We start from the raw sequence: 18,415 nt of genomic DNA on the forward strand, positions 1-18,415 counted from the left end.
CGGGCGGAACAGGTCAGCCCCGCCCGTCCGGACCCGCACGCGTTGCGTGTTTCTGAATTCTGAGGTCCCCGGACGGAGCCCGTTCAGCCGTTTCCAGCGGTTTGCAGCCGCTTCCAGCCGTTTCCAGTCGTTCCCGAAGGACTGACGTACGCAATGAACAAGAACATCCGTCGTTCGATCGTGATAGCCGCCGGGGTCACCGGTGCGTGGGCGCTCGGCTCGGCCGCCGCCAGTGCCGACGAGCTGTCCGGCACCTCCGTGTCCGTACCGGACGCGGGCACCGACACCGTCGCCGGTACGGTCGACGGCGTCCTCACGGGCGTCCACGACACCGTCTCCGGTGTCCAGAACACCGTCTCCGACCTGTCCGACCTGTCCGGCACGGCCGCCTCGACCGGTTCGGCCAGTCTGACCGCCTCGGGCCCCGCCGCCCAGGCGAAGCGGACCTCCACCACCGCCACCAGCGGCGTCGCCGGGACCACCGCCACCGCCGACCACGTCCGCCGCCATGCCGACGCCGAAGTCCCGGCCGCGGGGACGCACCTGTCCGGCCAGGTCGCCCACGCCGCGCACGCCGCCCCGCACGCCGCCTCGACCGTGCCCCAGGGTGCTTCCCACAGCACCCCACACGTCACCCAGCACGTCACCCCACACATCACCTCGCACGTCACCGCGCGCGTCACTCCGCAGGAAGAGATCGACTACCTCTTCGGCCCGCTCTCCTCCTTCGCCCCCGAGGTGGAGGAGGCCCTGGCCGCCGCCCAGACCAAGCTCCAGGCCACCCAGGCGGCCGCCCGCCTGAGGGCGCAGGGCGTCGAGGGCGTCGTACGGACGACGGCTCAGCGGACCGTCGCCGGCGCGCAGGGCCGGACCGCCGGTGCCGCGAACGTCGCGCGTGGCGCGGCCGCCGGGGCGACCGACGCGGCCGAGGCCTCCGTCGCCGGTGTGCCCGCGCAGGTCACCGGTACGGCCACGGGGGTCGAGCAGCGCGTCGTCGGCGCGGTCGCACCGGTCGTGGACGAGTCGACCGCCGCCGCCGTCCCGCCGGTGGCCTCCGCGGCGGTGAACGGCGCCGTGCCGGTCGCCGGGCAGGCGGTGACGGGCGTCCGGGCCACGGCCGGGCATGCGGTGACGGGCGGACACGGGACCGTCCAGCACACCTTCTCCGCCGTGCACGGGGCCGCCGAGGCCGCCGTGTCCGGGGTTCACGGGGTGGCTGCGGGTGCCCTCGGCGATGTGCGGCCGGTGGCCGGGGACGCGACGTCGTACGCCGGCGGGCTGGTCGGGCAGGTGACCCGGGATGCCGTGGAGGCCGTGCTGCCGCCGGTGGCCTCCGGGGCCGTGCACGGGATCGTGCCGGTCGCCGGGCAGGCCGTCGCGGACGCGGGCGCCCTCGGCCAGGGCGTGGCCGGCGACGTCCAGCCCTTCGCGGGCGGCGTCGTGGGCGCCGTACCGCCGCTCGCGCACGGTGTGACCGCGCGGACCGGTGCCTTCGCCGACGGCGCGACCGCCCAGCTGCCGCCCTTCGCGGCCGGTGTCACGGGCGCGGCCGCGCCGCTCACCGGTGCCGTGACCGGTGTGGTCGGGCAGAGGGCGGACGCTGCCACCGGGGTGGTGCACCAGGCGGTCGGCACTGTCACGGGGACTGTGGCGCCGGTGGCCGATGGGGTCGGCGGGAGCACGGCCGGTCTGGTGCATGGTGTCGCGGGAGCGGCTGGGCCCTTCGCGGGCGGGGTGGCGGGCGCGGCCGCGCCGCTCGCCGGTGCTGTGACCGGTGTGGTCGGGCAGAGGGCGGACGCTGCCACCGGGGTGGTGCACCAGGCGGTCGGCTCCGTCACGGGGATCGTGGCGCCCGTGGCCGATGGGGTCGGCGGGAGCACGGCCGGTCTGGTGCATGGTGTCGCGGGAGCGGCTGGGCCCTTCGCGGGCGGGGTGGCGGGCGCGAACGCGCCGTTCGCCCAGCGGGCCGGGGCCTTCGCGTCCGACGTCCAGGGCACGGCCAGGGACACCGGTGGTCCGCTCGCCGGGCATGCCGTCGAGGGGGTCGCAGGTGTCGCCCGTACGGCCGCACCCACCTACGTCCAGGACCTCCAGGACCCGTACGGCGTGCGGGGCGCCGGGCAGGGCATCCGGTACCAGGGGTGACCGGCTGAGCGGGCCGAGTGCCCCAACGCTCCGCGGGGTGTCCGGACCCGGACGGCCGAATGCCGTCGGACCGTCCGGCCGGACGCCCTGCGGCCCGGGCGGGTGGTCCCCATTGGGGTGGGGATCAACCGCCCCGGCCCCGGAACCACCGGGGCCGAGAGGCCTCACCGGGTCAACCCCAGCCCGGTGAGGCCTCGCACATCGTCACCAAGGCCGTCATGTGTCGGCACGCCGTGCCAGGAAACCCGGCATCATGTGACAGGTATCACCGCTCAGGTGTGACCCTCGATTTAGGGAGCCCCGGCATGCGGCGATAACCTGCGAGACGGACATGCCGCGCGCTCGGACACCGTGTGCGCCCCCCTTGTGACAAGCGGACGTCACGTTGCCCTTCGCGGCACGCCCACGCATCCAACGAACCGCGAGATCACTGATAGGGACGGAAGCGCGTGGACCTGTTCGAGTACCAGGCGAGGGACCTCTTCGCCAAGCACGATGTACCGGTGCTGGCCGGTGAAGTCATCGACACGCCTGAGGCGGCGCGCGAGATCACCGAGCGACTGGGCGGCAAGTCCGTCGTCAAGGCGCAGGTGAAGGTCGGTGGTCGTGGCAAGGCCGGTGGCGTCAAGCTGGCCGCCTCCGCGGACGAGGCCGTCGCCCGTGCGACGGACATCCTCGGCATGGACATCAAGGGCCACACGGTCCACAAGGTGATGATCGCCGAGACCGCCCCGGAGATCCTCGAGGAGTACTACGTCTCCTTCCTCCTCGACCGTGCCAACCGCACCTTCCTCTCCATCGCCTCCGTCGAGGGCGGCATGGAGATCGAGGAGGTGGCGGCCACCCGCCCCGAGGCCGTCGCCAAGACCCTGATCGACCCGATCGACGGTGTGGACGAGGCCAAGGCCCGCGAGATCGTCGCGGCCGCCAAGTTCCCGGCCGAGGTCGCGGACAAGGTCGCGAACGTCCTGGTCAAGCTGTGGGACACCTTCATCAAGTCGGACGCCCTCCTCGTCGAGGTCAACCCGCTCGCGAAGGTCGCCTCCGGTGACGTGCTCGCCCTCGACGGCAAGGTGTCGCTCGACGACAACGCCGAGTTCCGCCACGACTGGGACGAGCTGCACGACAAGGCCGCGGCCAACCCGCTCGAGGCCGCCGCCAAGGAGAAGAACCTCAACTACGTCAAGCTCGACGGTGAGGTCGGCATCATCGGCAACGGCGCCGGTCTCGTCATGAGCACCCTGGACGTCGTCGCGTACGCCGGTGAGAACCACGGTGGCGTCAAGCCCGCCAACTTCCTGGACATCGGCGGTGGCGCCTCCGCCCAGGTCATGGCGAACGGCCTGGAGATCATCCTGGGCGACCCGGACGTCAAGTCCGTGTTCGTGAACGTCTTCGGTGGCATCACCGCCTGCGACGAGGTCGCCAACGGCATCGTGCAGGCCCTGAAGCTCCTGGAGGACCGCGGCGAGAACGTCTCCAAGCCGCTCGTCGTCCGCCTCGACGGCAACAACGCCGAGCTGGGCCGGCAGATCCTCACCGACGCCAACCACCCGCTGGTGCAGCGCGTCGACACCATGGACGGCGCGGCCGACAAGGCCGCCGAGCTGGCCCACGCCGCCAAGTAAGCACTCAGGACGAGGACACAACACACCATGGCTATCTGGCTCAACAAGGACAGCAAGGTCATCGTCCAGGGCATGACCGGCGCCACGGGCATGAAGCACACCAAGCTCATGCTCGGTGACGGCACCAACGTCGTGGGCGGCGTGAACCCGCGCAAGGCGGGTCAGACCGTGGACTTCGACGGCACCGAGGTACCCGTCTTCGGCACCGTCGAGGAGGCCATCAAGGCCACCGGCGCCAACGTCTCCGTCATCTTCGTGCCGGAGAAGTTCACCAAGGACGCGGTCGTCGAGGCGATCGACGCCGAGATCCCGCTGGCCGTCGTGATCACCGAGGGCATCGCCGTGCACGACACGGCGTCCTTCTGGGCGTACGCCGGCAAGAAGGGCAACAAGACCCGGATCATCGGCCCGAACTGCCCCGGCATCATCACCCCGGGCCAGTCGAACGTCGGCATCATCCCGGGCGACATCACCAAGCCGGGCCGCATCGGACTGGTCTCGAAGTCCGGCACGCTGACGTACCAGATGATGTACGAGCTGCGTGACATCGGCTTCTCGACGGCCGTCGGCATCGGTGGCGACCCGATCATCGGCACCACGCACATCGACGCCCTGGCCGCGTTCCAGGACGACCCGGAGACCGAACTCATCGTGATGATCGGTGAGATCGGCGGCGACGCCGAGGAGCGCGCGGCCGCGTTCATCAAGGAGAACGTGACCAAGCCGGTCGTCGGCTACGTCGCGGGCTTCACCGCGCCCGAGGGCAAGACCATGGGCCACGCCGGCGCCATCGTCTCCGGCTCCTCCGGCACCGCCCAGGCGAAGAAGGAGGCCCTGGAGGCCGCCGGCGTCAAGGTCGGCAAGACCCCGACCGAGACGGCGAAGCTCGCCCGCGAGATTCTCGCCGGCTGACCTTCCCGGCTCAGCGTTGGTGGGCCCGTTCCCCAGGTGGGGGCGGGCCCACCGGCGTTCACGCTCACCGAAGCTCCGGTGCCAGTCTGGCCGGTCCGCGTGCGCCGGCCCTGCGCAGCAGCACCGTCCGCACCGCCTGTGCCTCCCGCGACAGCGGACCCATCACTGCGGCCGGCGGAACCCCCTGGACCGCCTGGGCCGGAGCGATCGGCGCCTCGTAGTGCGTCGGCGCCGTCCATAGCGTGAGCGTCGTCGCGCCGATGATCGTCACCGTGGACGCGATCGCCGCCCGCGTCCAGAACACGTTCCGCCGCTCGCCCTCACGCCGCACCGGCTCCGGCTCGGCCGCGCGCAACCGCTCCTTCGAGGCCAGCACGAGCAGCCGGCGATGGAGTTCGCCGAGGTCGGCCAGTTCCGGCAGCAGCGCGGCCAGCGCCTCGCGGGCGTGGGTCAGCCGGTTGGCGGCGGCCGGCGTGCTGGCCTCCGTCTCCGCCGCCGTCTCCGGCAGATCGAGGCCCACACCGTCGTACAGGACGAGGGTGCGCCGGTACGACGGTGGGAGTCTCAGCAGGGCGTGCAGCAGCGCCCGGTCGGCGGGGTCGGACGGCGGCGGCTCCGCGTTCCGGTACCGGGGCCGCAGGAGATGCCAGGGCGAGAGCGCGCAGTCGTACGCCACCGCCCGCACCCAGCCGCCCGGATCCCGGTCCTGCGCCACCTCGGGCCAGTGCTGCCAGGCCAGCTGGAAGGCCCGCTCCACGGCCTCGCGGGCCAGTTCCCGGCGCCCGGTGAGCAGGTAGGTCTGGCGTACGAGGGCGGGGGCGCAGAACGCGTAGAGCGCGTCGAAGGCCTGAGACGGCGTCAGGTCGGGGGTGGTCGTCCCCTGCTCCGTCCCCGGTTCGGCGGGCGTGGCGGCCTGATCCTGCGTCAGCGTGTTCTGCGTCGTCACCATGCACCCTTTCGTACGAAAAAGAACATAAACATATATTGGGCGACACATCGGAGGTTCGCCTGTTACGACGGGAAAGCGCGTGTCGTTGGGACCATGGCGGGCGTGGACCTGATGACCGCCGGCCGAACATCGCTGTCCCCCCTGCTGACGCGGATGCGGGAGCGCGAGCCCGGGCTGGCCGCGAGCTTCCTGGGCGGAGCCGTCGCGGCCGGGCTCGGATTCGCCTCGTTCGCCGCGCTCCTGATGCTGTTGTGGGTCAGCTCGCCGTACCCCGACAGCGGTCCGGGCGGTGCGCTGCATGTGGCTGCCGCGCTGTGGCTGCTGGCGCACGGCGTCGAACTGGTCCGCACCGACTCGCTGTCCGGCGCGCCCATGCCGGTGGGCGTGACCCCGTTGCTGCTGCTGGCGCTGCCCGTGTGGCGGGTGTACCGGGCGGCCAGGGACGGGGTGGACCCGCCCGAGGACGCCGACGGTCCGCCGCCCGTACCGGCGCGCACGGTGTGGACCGGGGTCGTCCTCGGTTATCTCGGCGTCGGCGTCGCGGTCGCGCTGTACTGCTCCGAGGGCGTACTGCGCCCCGCGTGGGGCGGGGTGACGGTGTGTCTGCCGCTGGTCGCGGCCGGCGCGGCGGCGGCCGGGGTGTGGTCGGCGTACGGCTGCCCGCGCGAGCCGGTGCTGAGAGCGCTGGTGGTGGTGCCGGGGCCGGTGCGGCGGCTGGTGTTCGGCGCGGACGCCCGCGCCCGGCTGGGTACGGCCGTACGGGCCACCGGTGCGGCCCTGGCGGTGCTCTGCGGCGGCGGGGCGGTGCTGCTCGCGGTGTCGATGGTGTGGCACGGCGGTGCGGCTCGGATGTCCTTCCTCCAGCTGACGGAGGGTTGGACGGGCCGGTTCGCGGTGCTGATGCTCGGTGTCGCGCTGATCCCCAACGCGGCGGTGTGGGCCGCGTCCTACGCGCTCGGCCCCGGGTTCCTCCTCGGCGCCAGGCATCTGGTGCACCCGTTCGCCTCCGATCCGGCCCCGCTGCTGCCGCCCTTCCCCCTGCTCGCCGCGGTGCCGGACCCGGGCGCGGGGACGCCGCTGAACTGGGCGGCGGGGGCGGTGCCGGTGGCGGCCGGGGTGACGGCGGGGTGGTTCGTGGCGCGGGGCGCCATGGGCCGGCCGGAGCCGGGCGCACCGGCGGCGGCACGCTGGTCGGCCGCCCGTACCGCCGGGGTGGCGCTGCTGACGGCGGCGGTCTGCGCGGCGGCCTTCGCCCTGCTCACCGAGCTGGCGGGCGGCCCGCTGGGCGTCGCCGCGCTGGCCGACTTCGGGCCGGTGTGGTGGCAGGCCGGGGGAGCGGCGGGAGTGTGGACGGCGGTGTTGGCCCTGCCGGTGGCGCTCGTCGTACGGGCATGGCGACTGTGGGGTCTGCGCAGGCGGGGCGGGGGGATCCCGGGGCAGGGCACGGAGGCGGGGAACGCCGGGAGCGGAACGGACCGAGCCGATCAGGGGCAGCCGAATACGAAGGAGGAAGAGGAGGAAGAGGGCGACACGGAGACCGCCGCCGGGTCGGGCCAGGGCAAGGAGGCGGCCGAGGGCGGGACCGAGGAGTCGGGCAAGGGCAAGGGTAAGGGTAAGGGCGCTGCCCGGAGGGGGGCCGCCGTGCCCGGCGCGGCCGGTGTCGACGCGGACGAGCTGTACGACTTCCTCCCGGCCGACGACCCGTTCCCCTCGGACTGGCAGGACGACCTGGCACGCGTCTCACGCAGGACGCCCCCACGGGAGGCCGCCGACCCGCAGGACCATGCTGACGCCCCGGTCGAGCCCCCGTCGCCCGGCACCGACCCACGGCCGGGCACCCCGGAACCCCCTGACACGGCCCACTGACCGGGTGTCCGGCTTCAGCTGTTGCCGACTCCCAGGACCCCCCGCAACTCTTGCGGCAGCAGGCGGTCGCAGGACTGTTTGGCCTCGTGGGTGAGGGCGTCGTTCACGCAGGTGTAGTAGTCCCGGTAGACGAGCTGGACCGTGAAGGTCGAGGCGACCAGGACCAGGGCCAGGGAGGCCGTGACGAGGCCGCCGACTGCCGCTGTCGTCAGGGAGCGGCCGGCGCCGGGCGGCGGAGTGGCCGGGCCCGAGCCGCGCGGCTCGGCGCGCAGCGCGCTGATGCCCCAGTACAGGGCGAGCGCGCCCAGCAGCAGGCTCACGTACGGCCAGCTGAACAGGGCGAAGAAGACGGCCCACATGCCGGACAGAAGGGCGTAGCGCGCGCGGCGCTGGGCGGGGTCGGTCGGGTCCCAGCGCATGTCGGGGCCGGCCGGTCCGCCGGGACCCTGGGGGCCGCCGCCGGGCCGCTCGCCGAAGCCGCCGGGGGAGCGCCCGGGCTGGCGGTCGCTCCACTGCCCGCCCCACGGGGAGCCGCCCCCGGGGCCGGAACCGGGCTGTCCGTGCCCGTGGCCGTAGCCATGGCCGTGACCCTGGGTGCCTTCGGGGTGGCGGGGCTGCCAGGGTCGGTCCGGGGCTCCCTCGGGCGGCGGCGCGAACGGGTTGTCGTCCTGCTGCCCCCCGCTGCGGCCGTCGCCGTCCCGGCCACCCTGACCCGCATGCCCGCTGTGCCCACCGTGCCCGGCGTGACCGTCCTGCGGAGCCTCCGGGGGCGAGGTCGGGCGGTCTCGCAGCAGGACAGTGCCACGCTCGCCTCCCTGGGCCGGGCGCGGAGGGAACGTGAGGAGTCGCAGGCTGCGATCGGGCATCAAAAGAGCGTCTTCCCCTAGGTGAATACGGCTGTGAATCCGGCAGTCCGATATGAGCTTCCTCCCCGTCAACGCACCGTATGACGACCGCGTTCCCCGGGCTGCCCTTCGTGATTCCCTGCGAACGCTACCTTCCGGCCAAGCCCCCGTCCCGAGGGGGCCTTCCCGTGTGCCGGTATCGTTGCTGGCGGTCGGCCGCTTCGTAGACTTCCCTGTATATCGAGGCATGAAGCATTCGTACGAATGTACAAGCGCCGGCCCGGAACCGTCGCCACCCGAGAAAGGGCCCCACAGTGGCCGCCACCCCCGCTGGCCCCGCGGTCAAGCGCCTCGTCGTGCTGGTCTCCGGATCCGGCACCAATCTGCAGGCGCTCCTGGACGAGATCGAGCGCACCGGAGCCGAGCGGTACGGCGCACGGATCGTCGCCGTAGGGGCCGACCGCACCGGTGTCGAGGGGCTGGCCCGCGCCGAGCGGGCCGGGCTGCCGACCTTCGTGTGCAGGGTCAAGGACCACGACAGCCGTGAGGAGTGGGATGCCGCCCTCGCCGAGGCCGTGGCGGCGTACGAGCCCGACCTCGTGGTCTCGGCCGGGTTCATGAAGATCGTGGGGAAGGAGTTCCTCGCGCGCTTCGGCGGGCGGTTCATCAACACCCACCCGGCCCTGCTGCCCAGTTTTCCGGGGGCTCACGGCGTCCGCGACGCGCTCGCGTACGGCGCCAAGGTCACCGGCTGCACCGTCCACTTCGTCGACGACGGCGTCGACACCGGCCCGATCATCGCTCAGGGCGTGGTCGAGGTCCGGGACGAGGACGACGAGAGCGCGCTGCACGAGCGCATCAAGGAAGTCGAGCGAAGGCTGCTCGTCGAGGTCGTGGGGCGCATCGCCCGCAACGGCCATCGCATTGAGGGACGAAAGGTAGTAATCCTGTGACCGCCGAGAGCACCGTCACGGCCGAGAGCGGCAAGCGGGTCATTCGCCGCGCGCTCGTCAGCGTCTACGACAAGACCGGTCTTGAAGACCTCGCGCGCGGGCTGCACGAGGCCGGTGTGGAGCTGGTCTCCACCGGGTCCACGGCCGGCCGTATCGCCGCCGCCGGGGTCCCCGTCACCAAGGTCGAGGAGCTGACCGGCTTCCCCGAGTGCCTGGACGGCCGGGTGAAGACCCTGCACCCGAGGGTGCACGCGGGCATCCTCGCCGACCTGCGGCTGGACAGCCACCGCGAGCAGCTCGCCGAGCTGGGCGTGGAGCCGTTCGACCTGGTGGTCGTGAACCTCTACCCGTTCCGTGAGACCGTCGCCTCCGGCGCCTCGGACGACGAGTGCGTGGAGCAGATCGACATCGGCGGCCCGTCGATGGTGCGCGCCGCCGCCAAGAACCACCCGTCGGTCGCCGTGGTCACCAGCCCCGAGCGGTACGCCGACGTGCTCGCGGCCGTCAAGGACGGCGGCTTCGACCTCGCCGCCCGCAAGCGGCTCGCCGCCGAGGCCTTCCAGCACACCGCCGCGTACGACGTGGCCGTCGCGTCCTGGTTCGCCTCCTCCTACGCCCCGGTGGACGAGTCGGGCCTCCCGGACTTCGTCGGCTCCACCTACGAGCGCAAGAACACCCTGCGCTACGGCGAGAACCCGCACCAGGACGCCGCGCTCTACGTCGACGGCACCGGCGGTCTCGCCGAGGCGGAGCAGCTGCACGGCAAGGAGATGTCGTACAACAACTACACGGACACGGACGCCGCCCGCCGTGCCGCGTACGACCACGACGAGCCGTGCGTCGCGATCATCAAGCACGCCAACCCCTGCGGTATCGCGGTCGGTTCGGACGTCGCCGAGGCGCACCGCAGGGCCCACGCCTGCGACCCGGTCTCCGCGTACGGCGGTGTGATCGCCGTGAACCGGCCGGTCAGCAAGGAGATGGCCGAGCAGGTCGCCGAGATCTTCACCGAGGTCATCGTCGCGCCGGACTACGAGGAGGGGGCTCTTGAGGCCCTCACCAAGAAGAAGAACATCCGTGTCCTGAAGGCCCCGAGCGCGCCCTGCAACCGGGTCGAGGCCAAACAGGTAGACGGCGGTGTGCTGCTCCAGGTCACCGACCGGCTCCAGGCCGAGGGCGACGACCCGGCGAACTGGACCCTCGCCAGCGGCGAGGCGCTGTCGCCGGAGGAACTGAAGGAGCTGGCCTTCGCCTGGAAGGCGTGCCGCGCGGTGAAGTCCAACGCGATCCTGCTCGCCAAGGACGGCGCCTCGGTCGGTGTCGGCATGGGCCAGGTCAACCGCGTCGACTCCTGCAAGCTCGCGGTCGAGCGGGCCGGCGAGGAGCGCGCCCGTGGCTCCTACGCGGCCTCCGACGCCTTCTTCCCCTTCCCCGACGGCCCGGAGATCCTCATCGGCGCCGGCGTCCGCGCGATCGTCCAGCCGGGCGGCTCGATCCGTGACGAGCAGGTCGTCGAGGCCGCCAGGAAGGTGGGCGTGACGATGTACTTCACGGGCACGCGCCACTTCTTCCACTGACAGACCCGCAGGCAGCAAGGACGGCCTCCGGCCCTCCCCCGAGGGAGCCGGAGGCCGTCCGCTCTGTTACGGCATCAGCAGGGACGCAGGGAGTAGATCGGGTCCCACGTCGCGTTGCCGGCCTCGTAGGCCGTCGAGGTCCAGCGGACGCTGCCGTCCTGGTTGAAGAACCTGGCGACCGTGCCCGGCGTCTGGTTGTTGGTGAACGGGCCGTCTCCGGTCCAGTTGTTCACGGTCCAGGTCTGGCACTTGTAGAAGTCGAACTTGGTGCCCTTGACGATCATGCAGAGGTGACCGTAGGCGCAGTCCAGGTCCTTGGCGGTGACCTTGCCCTTCGGGGCCTTGGTGAGGGTCAGGCCGTCGTAGCGGACCTGGTCGGCGGAGGCCGAGAGCGGCTTCGGGTGGCCGGCGAGGACCTGGTCGGCCGTCGCCTGGATGCCGGTGACCCGGACGCCGTCCGGGGCGGCCGCGGTGGCCGCGACCGTGGAGCCGGCGAGCAGGGCGGTGGCCGCGACGAGCAGCGCGGCGGGCTTGGCGATGTTCACGATTCCCCCATGTGAACGATTGGTGTCGGTCCCTCCGCCGCGAGGTCCGTGACGCCGCGACGCCGTGGCGGAGTGGTTCCACCGTGCCGCCGTATCCCGTCCGCCGGTACCTCGGAACTCTCAGGGTCACTTCTTTCCGGGTGGCGTGTACTCCTTGAGGTAGTGAGCGACACGGGCGCAGTAGTCGCGGTACTTCGGGGGAACTCCGCCCGTGTCGTTCACCTTCTTGTACGACGTCCGGTAGCCGGCCGCGATCAGCACCCGCTTGTCGCCGGACAGGCCGTCCTTCAGGTGGGAGTCGATGAAGCACAGGTAGCGGCCCATGGCCGGGATGGACACGGAGGGGCTCAGCGGCGGCGTGGGCGTGGCCGACGCGGGGACACCGTCCTCGCGCATCCACCAGCGCAGCACGCCGGGGGTCCAGCGGGCGATGCCGAACTCCTGGTTGCCGGGGTCGGAGAGGTTCGGGTCGAAGTCGCTCTCGGACTTCAGCATCGCCGCGATGAGCGAGGGCGTGACGTCGGGCTGGGCGCAGGCGTGGGCGGAGTTCACGATGAGCCGCCGATACTCGACGGGAACGCCCTGGCCGGTGCGGAGTTCCGAGCCGCCGTAGCCCGCGGCGGACGCGTCGGCCGAACCGTCGTTGCCGCCGAAGGCCCAGGTGCTGAGGCCGTAGCCGAGGACCGCCACGGCGGCGGTGGCGGCCGCGGCGCCGGCGATCACCGCCTGCCGGCGTCCGCGGCGCGGGAACAGCCGGGGCAGGCGCGGCGAGCGGCCCGTCCCGGCCGCCGACTCGACACGGCGCAGCAGCGCGTCCGTGCCGATGCGGCCGGCGTGCGTACGGGTCAGGCAGTCGCGCACGATCTCCCGCCAGGCGTCCGGGAGTTCGGGCGACAGGCGCAGCTCGTCGGTGCCGCGCGCATACGCGGCGGCCGCGTCGCGGCGGGCCGTCGGGGTGCCTCCGGGCAGCGGGAAGGAGTCCGTGAGGACCAGATGCGCGAGGACACCGAAGGCCCAGACGTCCGCCGACGGGCGGATGCGGCGGCCGCGTTCACCGATCTCCGACCAGAGGAGTTCGGGGGGTGTGTAGTCGGGGGTGGAGAACGCGGGCGTATACGCGTGCGTGCCCTCCAGCTCCGCCGCCATGTTGAAGTCCGTCAGCCGTGCCGAACCGTCCTTCATCAGGAGCACGTTGGCCGGCTTCAGGTCGCCGTGCACCCAGCCGGCGTGGTGCAGCTGGGCCAGGCCCTCGCAGATCTGCGCGAGCAGGGCGGGGCCGGCGGGCGGACGGGGTGTCGTACGCACCAGCGCGGACAGGGAGTGCTCCGCCTTCTCCAGGACGAGGACCGTGGCGCCGTCGAGTTCGGGGCGGGACGGGTCGTCCACGACGAGGGACTCGTACATCCGGATCAGCCGCGGCCGCCTGAGCCGGCGGTACAGGTCGACCTCGCGCTCGATGAGTTCGCGCAGATGGGCCAGTTGGCGCGGGGTGCCGGTGCCGGTGGGCAGGAACTTCAGCGCGGCGGCGTCCGGCAGTTCCGCGGAGCCGCCGGTGCGCCGGCCGGCGTACACGCTGCCGAAGGCGCCCGTCGCGATCGGCTCGCGCACCTCCCAGACGCCGACCCGGTAGCCCCGGGGCACCGGCACGGCGTACGGCTCGGTCACCGGCGCGCCCGGCCCGCGTCGGCGGACTCGGACCCGGACAGGACGACCAGGTCGTCCTCCCGCACCAGGTCGAAGCGGAGCGCCAGGGAGACCAGGGACTCCTTCTTGCCGTTGAGGCGGGGGCCGGTGTCCGCGGTCTCCGGGCCGGGCTTGAGCCGCAGCTTCACGGCCAGGTAGTCGATGTTCCACTGCACCGAGGTGCGCGAGGCGGCCGGCCAGGCGGGGCTCAGCCGGTCGACGACCTGGTCGACGGTGGGCAGCGGGGCGTGCGGGTCGCCGCGCAGCCGCGGTTCGCACAGGGCGGCCAGGACGGCGAAGTAGCGCTTGGTGCGGTCGACGGAGAAGGCCGGGGCGGTGGTGTCGCCGTCCGGTCCGCCGCCGTCGCGCAGATAGTCGTGCCGCGGCGCCCACACCTCGATCGTCAGCAGATCCCCGGCGGCGGGCAGCACGATCCGCGAGAACTCGAACGGGACGGGCGCGTCGAGCCGGCCCGGACCGACCTTGATGTGCTCGCCGGCGCCTTCCGGGTTCTCCACGACGTACGTCTGCCGCGCGGACAGGTTGCTCAGTATCCAGAACGCGCCCTGCGCGCTGACCTCGCCGGCCCGGCGGGACACCCCGTCGTGCGGGATCGTCAGGCCGTTGCCGGACGCCCGGCCGAAGGTGAGGCGCTCGCCGGGGGCGAGCCGGATCTGGCTGCGCTGCTGCCGGTCCTCCGGGGTCGGCGGAGGTACGACGATGATGCTGTACAAGGTGCGTCTCCCCGAGCCTGACGGCCGCGCCGGCCGGTACGGCTACGCCGGCCAGCCTAGGGGGAGACACCAGGGCCGTGCCTCCCCCTGTACGGGTGAGACACGGCCCTGGGCGATGAATGGCGCGAACTGGTCTGTCGCGCGGGCGGGTTCAGTAGCGGGCGCGGTTGAACCAGGCCTTGCCGTTGGCGCCGCCCACGAAGCAGGCGATCAGGATGGCGAGCACCAGGTGGATGATGCCCAGGATCGTGAACGGGTAGAGGGCGAGCACCGCGGTGATGATGCCGAAGACCAGCGTCGTGACGCGCAGGCCGTTGCCGCCGGTGGTGAACTTCGAGGCCAGGACCGCCGCCCAGACCAGCCACGCGAGCGCGAGCGCCGCGAAGGCCCACAGCACGCCCACCGGGTAGTTGGAGAGCGACGGGATGGAGTTGTCCTTCTTGACCTTGTCGATGGCCACGGCGCCGAAAGCGAAGAGCGCCACGCCGAGCACCTGAAGACCGACGATCACCCAGAGCATCACCCGGGCCGCGCTGACGTTGCCCGGCATGGCGGTCATCGGGACGCCGGCGCCGTACTGCTGCTGGACCGGCGGGGCCTGGGGGTAGCCGTAGCCGGGCTGCTGGCCCTGGGGGTGGCCATAGCCGGGCTGCTGCCCCTGCGGGGCGCCGTAGGGGTTGTTCGGGTCGCCGTAGCTCATGGCGGTGTTTCCTCCGTTGCTCGAGTGCTGGGGACGAGGCGCGGCACTGCACGGAGGAGAGTTTCTACAGATGCGGTCCGTCCCCCCGTCGAGCTGCCCGCTGCACTGTGCTGTTCATCGTTCTTGACCGATTACCGGCTTGTCCAGTCGGAAGCCACAGGTGTTGTGCAAGTGCAACATCATCGATCATCTGGTGACAAGGCGGTACGACGGCCGGGACCCCGGATTGGAACAGGGGCCGGGTCATCCGCGAGGATGGGAACATGACCGCCCAGATTCTCGATGGCAAGGCCACCGCAGCCGCGATCAAGTCCGATCTGACCGCCCGCGTGGCGGCGCTGAAGGAGAAGGGCGTCACGCCCGGCCTCGGCACGATCCTGGTCGGGGACGACCCCGGCAGTCAGAAGTACGTCGCCGGCAAGCACCGCGACTGCGCGCAGGTCGGCATCGCCTCCATCCAGCGTGAACTTCCGGCCACGGCGACCCAGGAGGAGATCGAGGCCGTCGTCCGCGAGCTGAACGAGGACCCGGCCTGCACCGGTTACATCGTCCAGCTGCCGCTGCCCAAGGGCATCGACGAGAACCGCATCCTGGAGCTGATGGATCCGGCCAAGGACGCCGACGGGCTGCACCCGATGAACCTCGGCCGACTGGTGCTGAACGAGCCCGCGCCGCTGCCCTGCACCCCCAACGGCATCCTCTCCCTGCTGCGGGCCCACGGCGTGGAGATCAAGGGCGCCGAGGTCGTGGTCGTCGGCCGCGGTGTCACCATCGGCCGCCCGATGCCGCTGCTGCTCACCCGGCGCAGCGAGAACGCCACGGTGACCCAGTGCCACACCGGCACCCGTGATCTGTCCGCCCACCTCAAGAGCGCCGACATCATCATCGCGGCCGCCGGCTCCCCGCACCTGGTCCGCGCCGAGGACGTCAAGCCGGGCGCCGCCGTCCTGGACGTCGGCGTCTCCCGCAACGCCGAGGGCAAGATCCTCGGCGATGTGCACCCGGACGTGGTCGAGGTGGCCGGCTGGATCTCTCCGAACCCCGGCGGCGTGGGCCCGATGACCCGGGCGCAGCTGCTGGTCAACGTGGTCGAGGCGGCGGAGCGAAGTGCCGGCTGAGGACGCCCGCGCGGGGGCGGTCACCCGCGGAGCACACGGCGCTGAGGAGAGCCTGCAGCGGACCACCCGCCGTTTCCCCCGGATCACCCGGGACACCGCGCGACCCGAGGGCGGCGGCCGGGCCGCGCCCGGCGACGCCCCGGCCCCGGCGCGGCAGTGGCCCCTGCTCGTCGTGCTCGGCGCGGTCGCGCTCGGCCTGCTGCTGACCTCGCTCGACCTGTTCCGGGCCGGCACCCTGCTGATCGGCGCCGCCCTGCTGGCCGGCGCGGTCATGCGCTGGATCCTGCCCGGCGTCGGCATGCTCGCCGTCCGCTCCCGCTTCACGGACATCGCCACCTACGGCATCCTCGGCCTCGCGATCGTCCTGCTGGCGATGATGGCCCAGCCCAAGCCGTGGATCCAGGTCCCGTTCCTGAAGGACACCCTGCACTTCACGCTCACCACCAACAAATAGCGGTGTCCGCGCCGGTGGCCCGCGTCTCCCCCGAGGACGCGGGCCACCGGCATGTCCCCGTCCCCGACGCTACGGCCGCCCGCCCGGGCCCCGCCTCCACCGGTGGGCTGAACTCCCCTGGCACCCGGCGCGGTAGCCGGCCGGTGCCTGCAACTTCCGCGGTACCGCGCCCGGTTGACTCCCGCCTGTGGCCTCGGGCGTTACCCTGCGGCGGTGCGACTGAGGACCCCCCGCCCGCTCGTCGTGGACACGCTGATCGCGGTCGCCATGGCCGTGGTCGCCGTGCTGCTCGGGCAGGAGTCGCGCTCGCAGGGGTGGCCCGACCTCGACGCCCGCGCCTATGCCCTGGTCGCCCTCGCTCATCTGCCGGTCGCCCTGCGCGGCCGCCGCCCCCTCGCCGTCTTCGCCGTCGTCCAGGCCGCCGTGATCGTCTACGTCACCCTCGGCTACTGGCCCGTGGTGTGCACCTTCGGCGCCATGCTCGCCCTGTACACCGTGGCCTCCGTCCGCCCCGTGCGCACCGCCCTGGCCTGCGCGGCCTGCATGACCGGGGTCTGGGCGTACGCCGGTGTGGTCAGCCACACCCCGTCCATGGCGTCCGTGCTCGGCCAGGCGCTGCTGTACTGCTCTGTGCTGGTCTGGTTCGGGCATCTGGCCCGCCGCTCCGCCGAACTCACCCGCCGGCTCCGCGCCGAGCAGGCCGAGCGGGCCCGGCGCGCGGTTGCCGAGGAGCGCGGGCGGATCGCGCGAGAGATGCACGACGTGGTCGCCCATCACATGTCCGTCATCTCGGTGCAGGCAGGCCTCGCCCGGTTCGTCTTCGACTCCGACCCCGCCACGGCGCGCGGCGCCCTCGGCACCATCGCCGGCACCAGCGGCGAGGCCCTGGAGGAGCTGCGCCGCATGCTGCGGGTGCTGCGCGAGGAGGATCCCGAGGCGCCCGAGCGGGCCCCCATGCCCACGCTGGCCCGGCTCGGCGACCTGCTGGACCGGGTCCGGTCCGGCGGACTGCCCGTGCACCTCGCCGTCGCGGGCATCGAGCGCCCGCTGCCGCCCGGCGTCGAACTGTGCGCCTACCGCGTCGTGCAGGAGGCCCTCACCAACACCCTCAAACACGCGGGGCCCGCCCACGCGCGCGTGGAACTCCGGTACGGCGCCCATGAGCTGACCGTCCGGGTCACCGACGACGGCAAGGGGACGATTTCGGCCAGAGTGCCGGCAGGTGGTGGACATGGCTTGATCGGTATGCGCGAGCGGGCCAAGCTCTACGGCGGGACGATCAGGGTCGGCCCACGCCCCGAGGGCGGCTTCGAGGTGCTGCTGGCCCTGCCCACCTCGGCCGCCGGACGCGGCCGTACCGGCTCGCCGGAGGCGGAGCGGTAACGAGGACGGCGCACGGCGGGGGGACGACCGTACGGCATGACCAGAGTGCTCGTCGTCGACGACCAGTTCCTCATCCGCGCCGGACTCGTCGGCCTGCTGCAGGCCGCGCCGGGCTTCGAGGTGGTGGGCGAGGCCGGGGACGGCGCGGAGGCCGTACGGCTCGCTGCCGAGACCCGTCCCGATGTGATCCTCATGGACATCCGGATGCCCGGCGTCAACGGCATCGAGGCCACCGAGCGCATCCTCGCCGAGGCCGACGGGCGCCCGCCGCGCGTGCTGGTGCTGACCACCTTCGACCTGGACGAGTACGTCTACGGGGCGCTGCGCGCCGGGGCCTCGGGGTTTCTGCTGAAGGACTCCGGGCCGGAGCGGCTGCTCGCCGCGGTCACCGCGGTCGACGGCGGCGACGCGCTGTTCGCGCCCAGCGTCACCCGGCGCCTGGTCGAGGCCTTCGCCCGGCAGCAGGCCCCGGAGCCGGCCGGTGCGGCCCCGCCCGACCTCGGCGTGCTCACCTCCCGGGAGACCGAGGTGCTCAAGCTCACCGCCCGCGGACTGTCCAACCTGGAGATCGCCGACCGGCTCTACATCAGCGAGGCCACCGTCAAGACCCATCTCAACCGCACGATGAGCAAGCTCGACCTGGGCAGCCGCGCCCAGGCGGTCGTGCTGGCGTACGAGACGGGACTGGTGACCCCGGGCGGCTGAACGGCGGCTCGTCCCCTCCCCCGAGGAAGGACGAACCGCCGCCGGGATTCAGCCTTCCGCCCATGAACTGCCTGTTCAACGCCTGTCCTTGCGCTGTGGCACGGAAGTGACCGTTCCGCTACGGTGTCCGCGCGCCGTCCATGCTCCCGCGCGCCCCCTCTCCGGGAACTGGAATCCTTAGGCAGTGCATCCTTGTGGGTAGCCAGGACGGGGGAGAG

At 72.6% G+C, this 18,415-nt stretch carries 16 protein-coding genes; 10 read left to right on the plus strand and 6 right to left on the minus strand.

Annotated features, from left to right (window positions below):
- Positions 1-153: 153 nt before the first annotated feature.
- The 3 genes from AB0L75_RS31505 to sucD all read left to right on the plus strand — a co-directional run bounded on the left by AB0L75_RS31505 (position 154) and on the right by sucD (position 4,685).
- Positions 154-2,145: a hypothetical protein gene (locus tag AB0L75_RS31505; RefSeq protein WP_365187770.1), complete on the plus strand. Its 1,992-nt coding sequence runs from the start codon at positions 154-156 to the stop codon at positions 2,143-2,145.
- 449 nt (positions 2,146-2,594) lie between these two features.
- Entirely contained in the window at positions 2,595-3,773 is a 1,179-nt protein-coding gene (sucC, locus tag AB0L75_RS31510; RefSeq protein WP_365187772.1) for an ADP-forming succinate--CoA ligase subunit beta, read from the plus strand.
- Between the two features lie 27 nt (positions 3,774-3,800).
- On the plus strand, positions 3,801-4,685 hold the full coding sequence (gene sucD, locus AB0L75_RS31515; protein WP_365187775.1) for a succinate--CoA ligase subunit alpha: 885 nt from the start codon (positions 3,801-3,803) through the stop codon (positions 4,683-4,685).
- Between the two features lie 64 nt (positions 4,686-4,749).
- On the opposite strand, the gene AB0L75_RS31520 is transcribed toward sucD, so the two are convergent.
- On the minus strand, positions 4,750-5,634 hold the full coding sequence (locus AB0L75_RS31520; RefSeq protein WP_365187778.1) for a sigma factor-like helix-turn-helix DNA-binding protein: 885 nt from the start codon (positions 5,632-5,634) through the stop codon (positions 4,750-4,752).
- 93 nt (positions 5,635-5,727) lie between these two features.
- Between AB0L75_RS31520 and AB0L75_RS31525 the strand changes: the two genes are divergently transcribed.
- Positions 5,728-7,500, plus strand: a complete 1,773-nt coding sequence (locus tag AB0L75_RS31525; RefSeq protein WP_365187781.1) for a DUF6350 family protein — start codon at positions 5,728-5,730, stop codon at positions 7,498-7,500.
- Positions 7,501-7,514: 14 nt separating this feature from the next.
- Here the strand turns inward: AB0L75_RS31525 and AB0L75_RS31530 are convergent, their stop codons facing one another.
- Positions 7,515-8,366: a hypothetical protein gene (locus AB0L75_RS31530; RefSeq protein ID WP_365187784.1), complete on the minus strand. Its 852-nt coding sequence runs from the start codon at positions 8,364-8,366 to the stop codon at positions 7,515-7,517.
- Between the two features lie 293 nt (positions 8,367-8,659).
- On the opposite strand from AB0L75_RS31530, the gene purN reads away from it, so the two are divergent.
- Both purN and purH read left to right on the plus strand, forming a co-directional pair.
- The gene (purN, locus tag AB0L75_RS31535) at positions 8,660-9,298 is read left to right on the plus strand and encodes a phosphoribosylglycinamide formyltransferase (protein ID WP_365187787.1); all 639 of its coding nucleotides are present in this window, start codon (positions 8,660-8,662) and stop codon (positions 9,296-9,298) included.
- Entirely contained in the window at positions 9,295-10,875 is a 1,581-nt protein-coding gene (gene purH / locus AB0L75_RS31540; protein WP_365187789.1) for a bifunctional phosphoribosylaminoimidazolecarboxamide formyltransferase/IMP cyclohydrolase, read from the plus strand. Before purN ends, purH begins: the two co-directional genes overlap by 4 nt.
- A gap of 74 nt (positions 10,876-10,949) precedes the next feature.
- Here purH and AB0L75_RS31545 read toward each other — a convergent pair whose 3' ends face one another.
- The 4 genes from AB0L75_RS31545 to AB0L75_RS31560 all read right to left on the minus strand — a co-directional run bounded on the left by AB0L75_RS31545 (position 10,950) and on the right by AB0L75_RS31560 (position 14,537).
- On the minus strand, positions 10,950-11,420 hold the full coding sequence (locus tag AB0L75_RS31545) for a hypothetical protein (protein WP_365187792.1): 471 nt from the start codon (positions 11,418-11,420) through the stop codon (positions 10,950-10,952).
- Between the two features lie 126 nt (positions 11,421-11,546).
- Positions 11,547-13,085, minus strand: coding sequence for a protein kinase (locus tag AB0L75_RS31550; RefSeq protein ID WP_365187795.1), 1,539 nt, complete (start codon positions 13,083-13,085; stop codon positions 11,547-11,549).
- On the minus strand, positions 13,082-13,837 hold the full coding sequence (locus tag AB0L75_RS31555; protein ID WP_365187797.1) for an FHA domain-containing protein: 756 nt from the start codon (positions 13,835-13,837) through the stop codon (positions 13,082-13,084). Before AB0L75_RS31555 ends, AB0L75_RS31550 begins: the two co-directional genes overlap by 4 nt.
- A gap of 151 nt (positions 13,838-13,988) precedes the next feature.
- On the minus strand, positions 13,989-14,537 hold the full coding sequence (locus AB0L75_RS31560) for a hypothetical protein (protein WP_365187800.1): 549 nt from the start codon (positions 14,535-14,537) through the stop codon (positions 13,989-13,991).
- Between the two features lie 263 nt (positions 14,538-14,800).
- On the opposite strand from AB0L75_RS31560, the gene AB0L75_RS31565 reads away from it, so the two are divergent.
- From AB0L75_RS31565 to AB0L75_RS31580, 4 genes are all read left to right on the plus strand, one after another.
- On the plus strand, positions 14,801-15,655 hold the full coding sequence (locus AB0L75_RS31565) for a bifunctional methylenetetrahydrofolate dehydrogenase/methenyltetrahydrofolate cyclohydrolase (protein ID WP_365187803.1): 855 nt from the start codon (positions 14,801-14,803) through the stop codon (positions 15,653-15,655).
- Positions 15,656-15,707: 52 nt separating this feature from the next.
- Positions 15,708-16,109, plus strand: coding sequence for a DUF3017 domain-containing protein (locus AB0L75_RS31570; RefSeq protein WP_365187850.1), 402 nt, complete (start codon positions 15,708-15,710; stop codon positions 16,107-16,109).
- A 267-nt stretch (positions 16,110-16,376) separates the two neighbouring features.
- Positions 16,377-17,492, plus strand: coding sequence for a sensor histidine kinase (locus AB0L75_RS31575; protein WP_365187853.1), 1,116 nt, complete (start codon positions 16,377-16,379; stop codon positions 17,490-17,492).
- 36 nt (positions 17,493-17,528) lie between these two features.
- Positions 17,529-18,197 carry a response regulator transcription factor gene (locus tag AB0L75_RS31580; protein WP_365187805.1) on the plus strand — a complete coding sequence of 223 codons (669 nt, stop codon included), beginning with the start codon at positions 17,529-17,531 and terminating at the stop codon, positions 18,195-18,197.
- Positions 18,198-18,415 lie beyond the last annotated feature (218 nt).

It is taken from the genome of Streptomyces sp. NPDC052101 (assembly GCF_040680235.1).
In the GTDB taxonomy this organism is placed as follows: Bacteria; Actinomycetota; Actinomycetes; order Streptomycetales; family Streptomycetaceae; genus Streptomyces.

Coding starts and splice junctions, on each gene's coding strand:
- AB0L75_RS31565 (WP_365187803.1), top strand. CDS start 14,801: ATGACCGCCCAGATTCTCGATGGCAAGGCCACCGCAGCCGCGATCAAG.
- AB0L75_RS31505 (WP_365187770.1), top strand. CDS start 154: ATGAACAAGAACATCCGTCGTTCGATCGTGATAGCCGCCGGGGTCACC.
- AB0L75_RS31525 (WP_365187781.1), top strand. CDS start 5,728: ATGGCGGGCGTGGACCTGATGACCGCCGGCCGAACATCGCTGTCCCCC.
- AB0L75_RS31560 (WP_365187800.1), bottom strand. CDS start 14,537: ATGAGCTACGGCGACCCGAACAACCCCTACGGCGCCCCGCAGGGGCAG.
- sucD (WP_365187775.1), top strand. CDS start 3,801: ATGGCTATCTGGCTCAACAAGGACAGCAAGGTCATCGTCCAGGGCATG.
- AB0L75_RS31580 (WP_365187805.1), top strand. CDS start 17,529: ATGACCAGAGTGCTCGTCGTCGACGACCAGTTCCTCATCCGCGCCGGA.
- AB0L75_RS31520 (WP_365187778.1), bottom strand. CDS start 5,634: ATGGTGACGACGCAGAACACGCTGACGCAGGATCAGGCCGCCACGCCC.
- AB0L75_RS31575 (WP_365187853.1), top strand. CDS start 16,377: ATGGCCGTGGTCGCCGTGCTGCTCGGGCAGGAGTCGCGCTCGCAGGGG.
- AB0L75_RS31530 (WP_365187784.1), bottom strand. CDS start 8,366: ATGCCCGATCGCAGCCTGCGACTCCTCACGTTCCCTCCGCGCCCGGCC.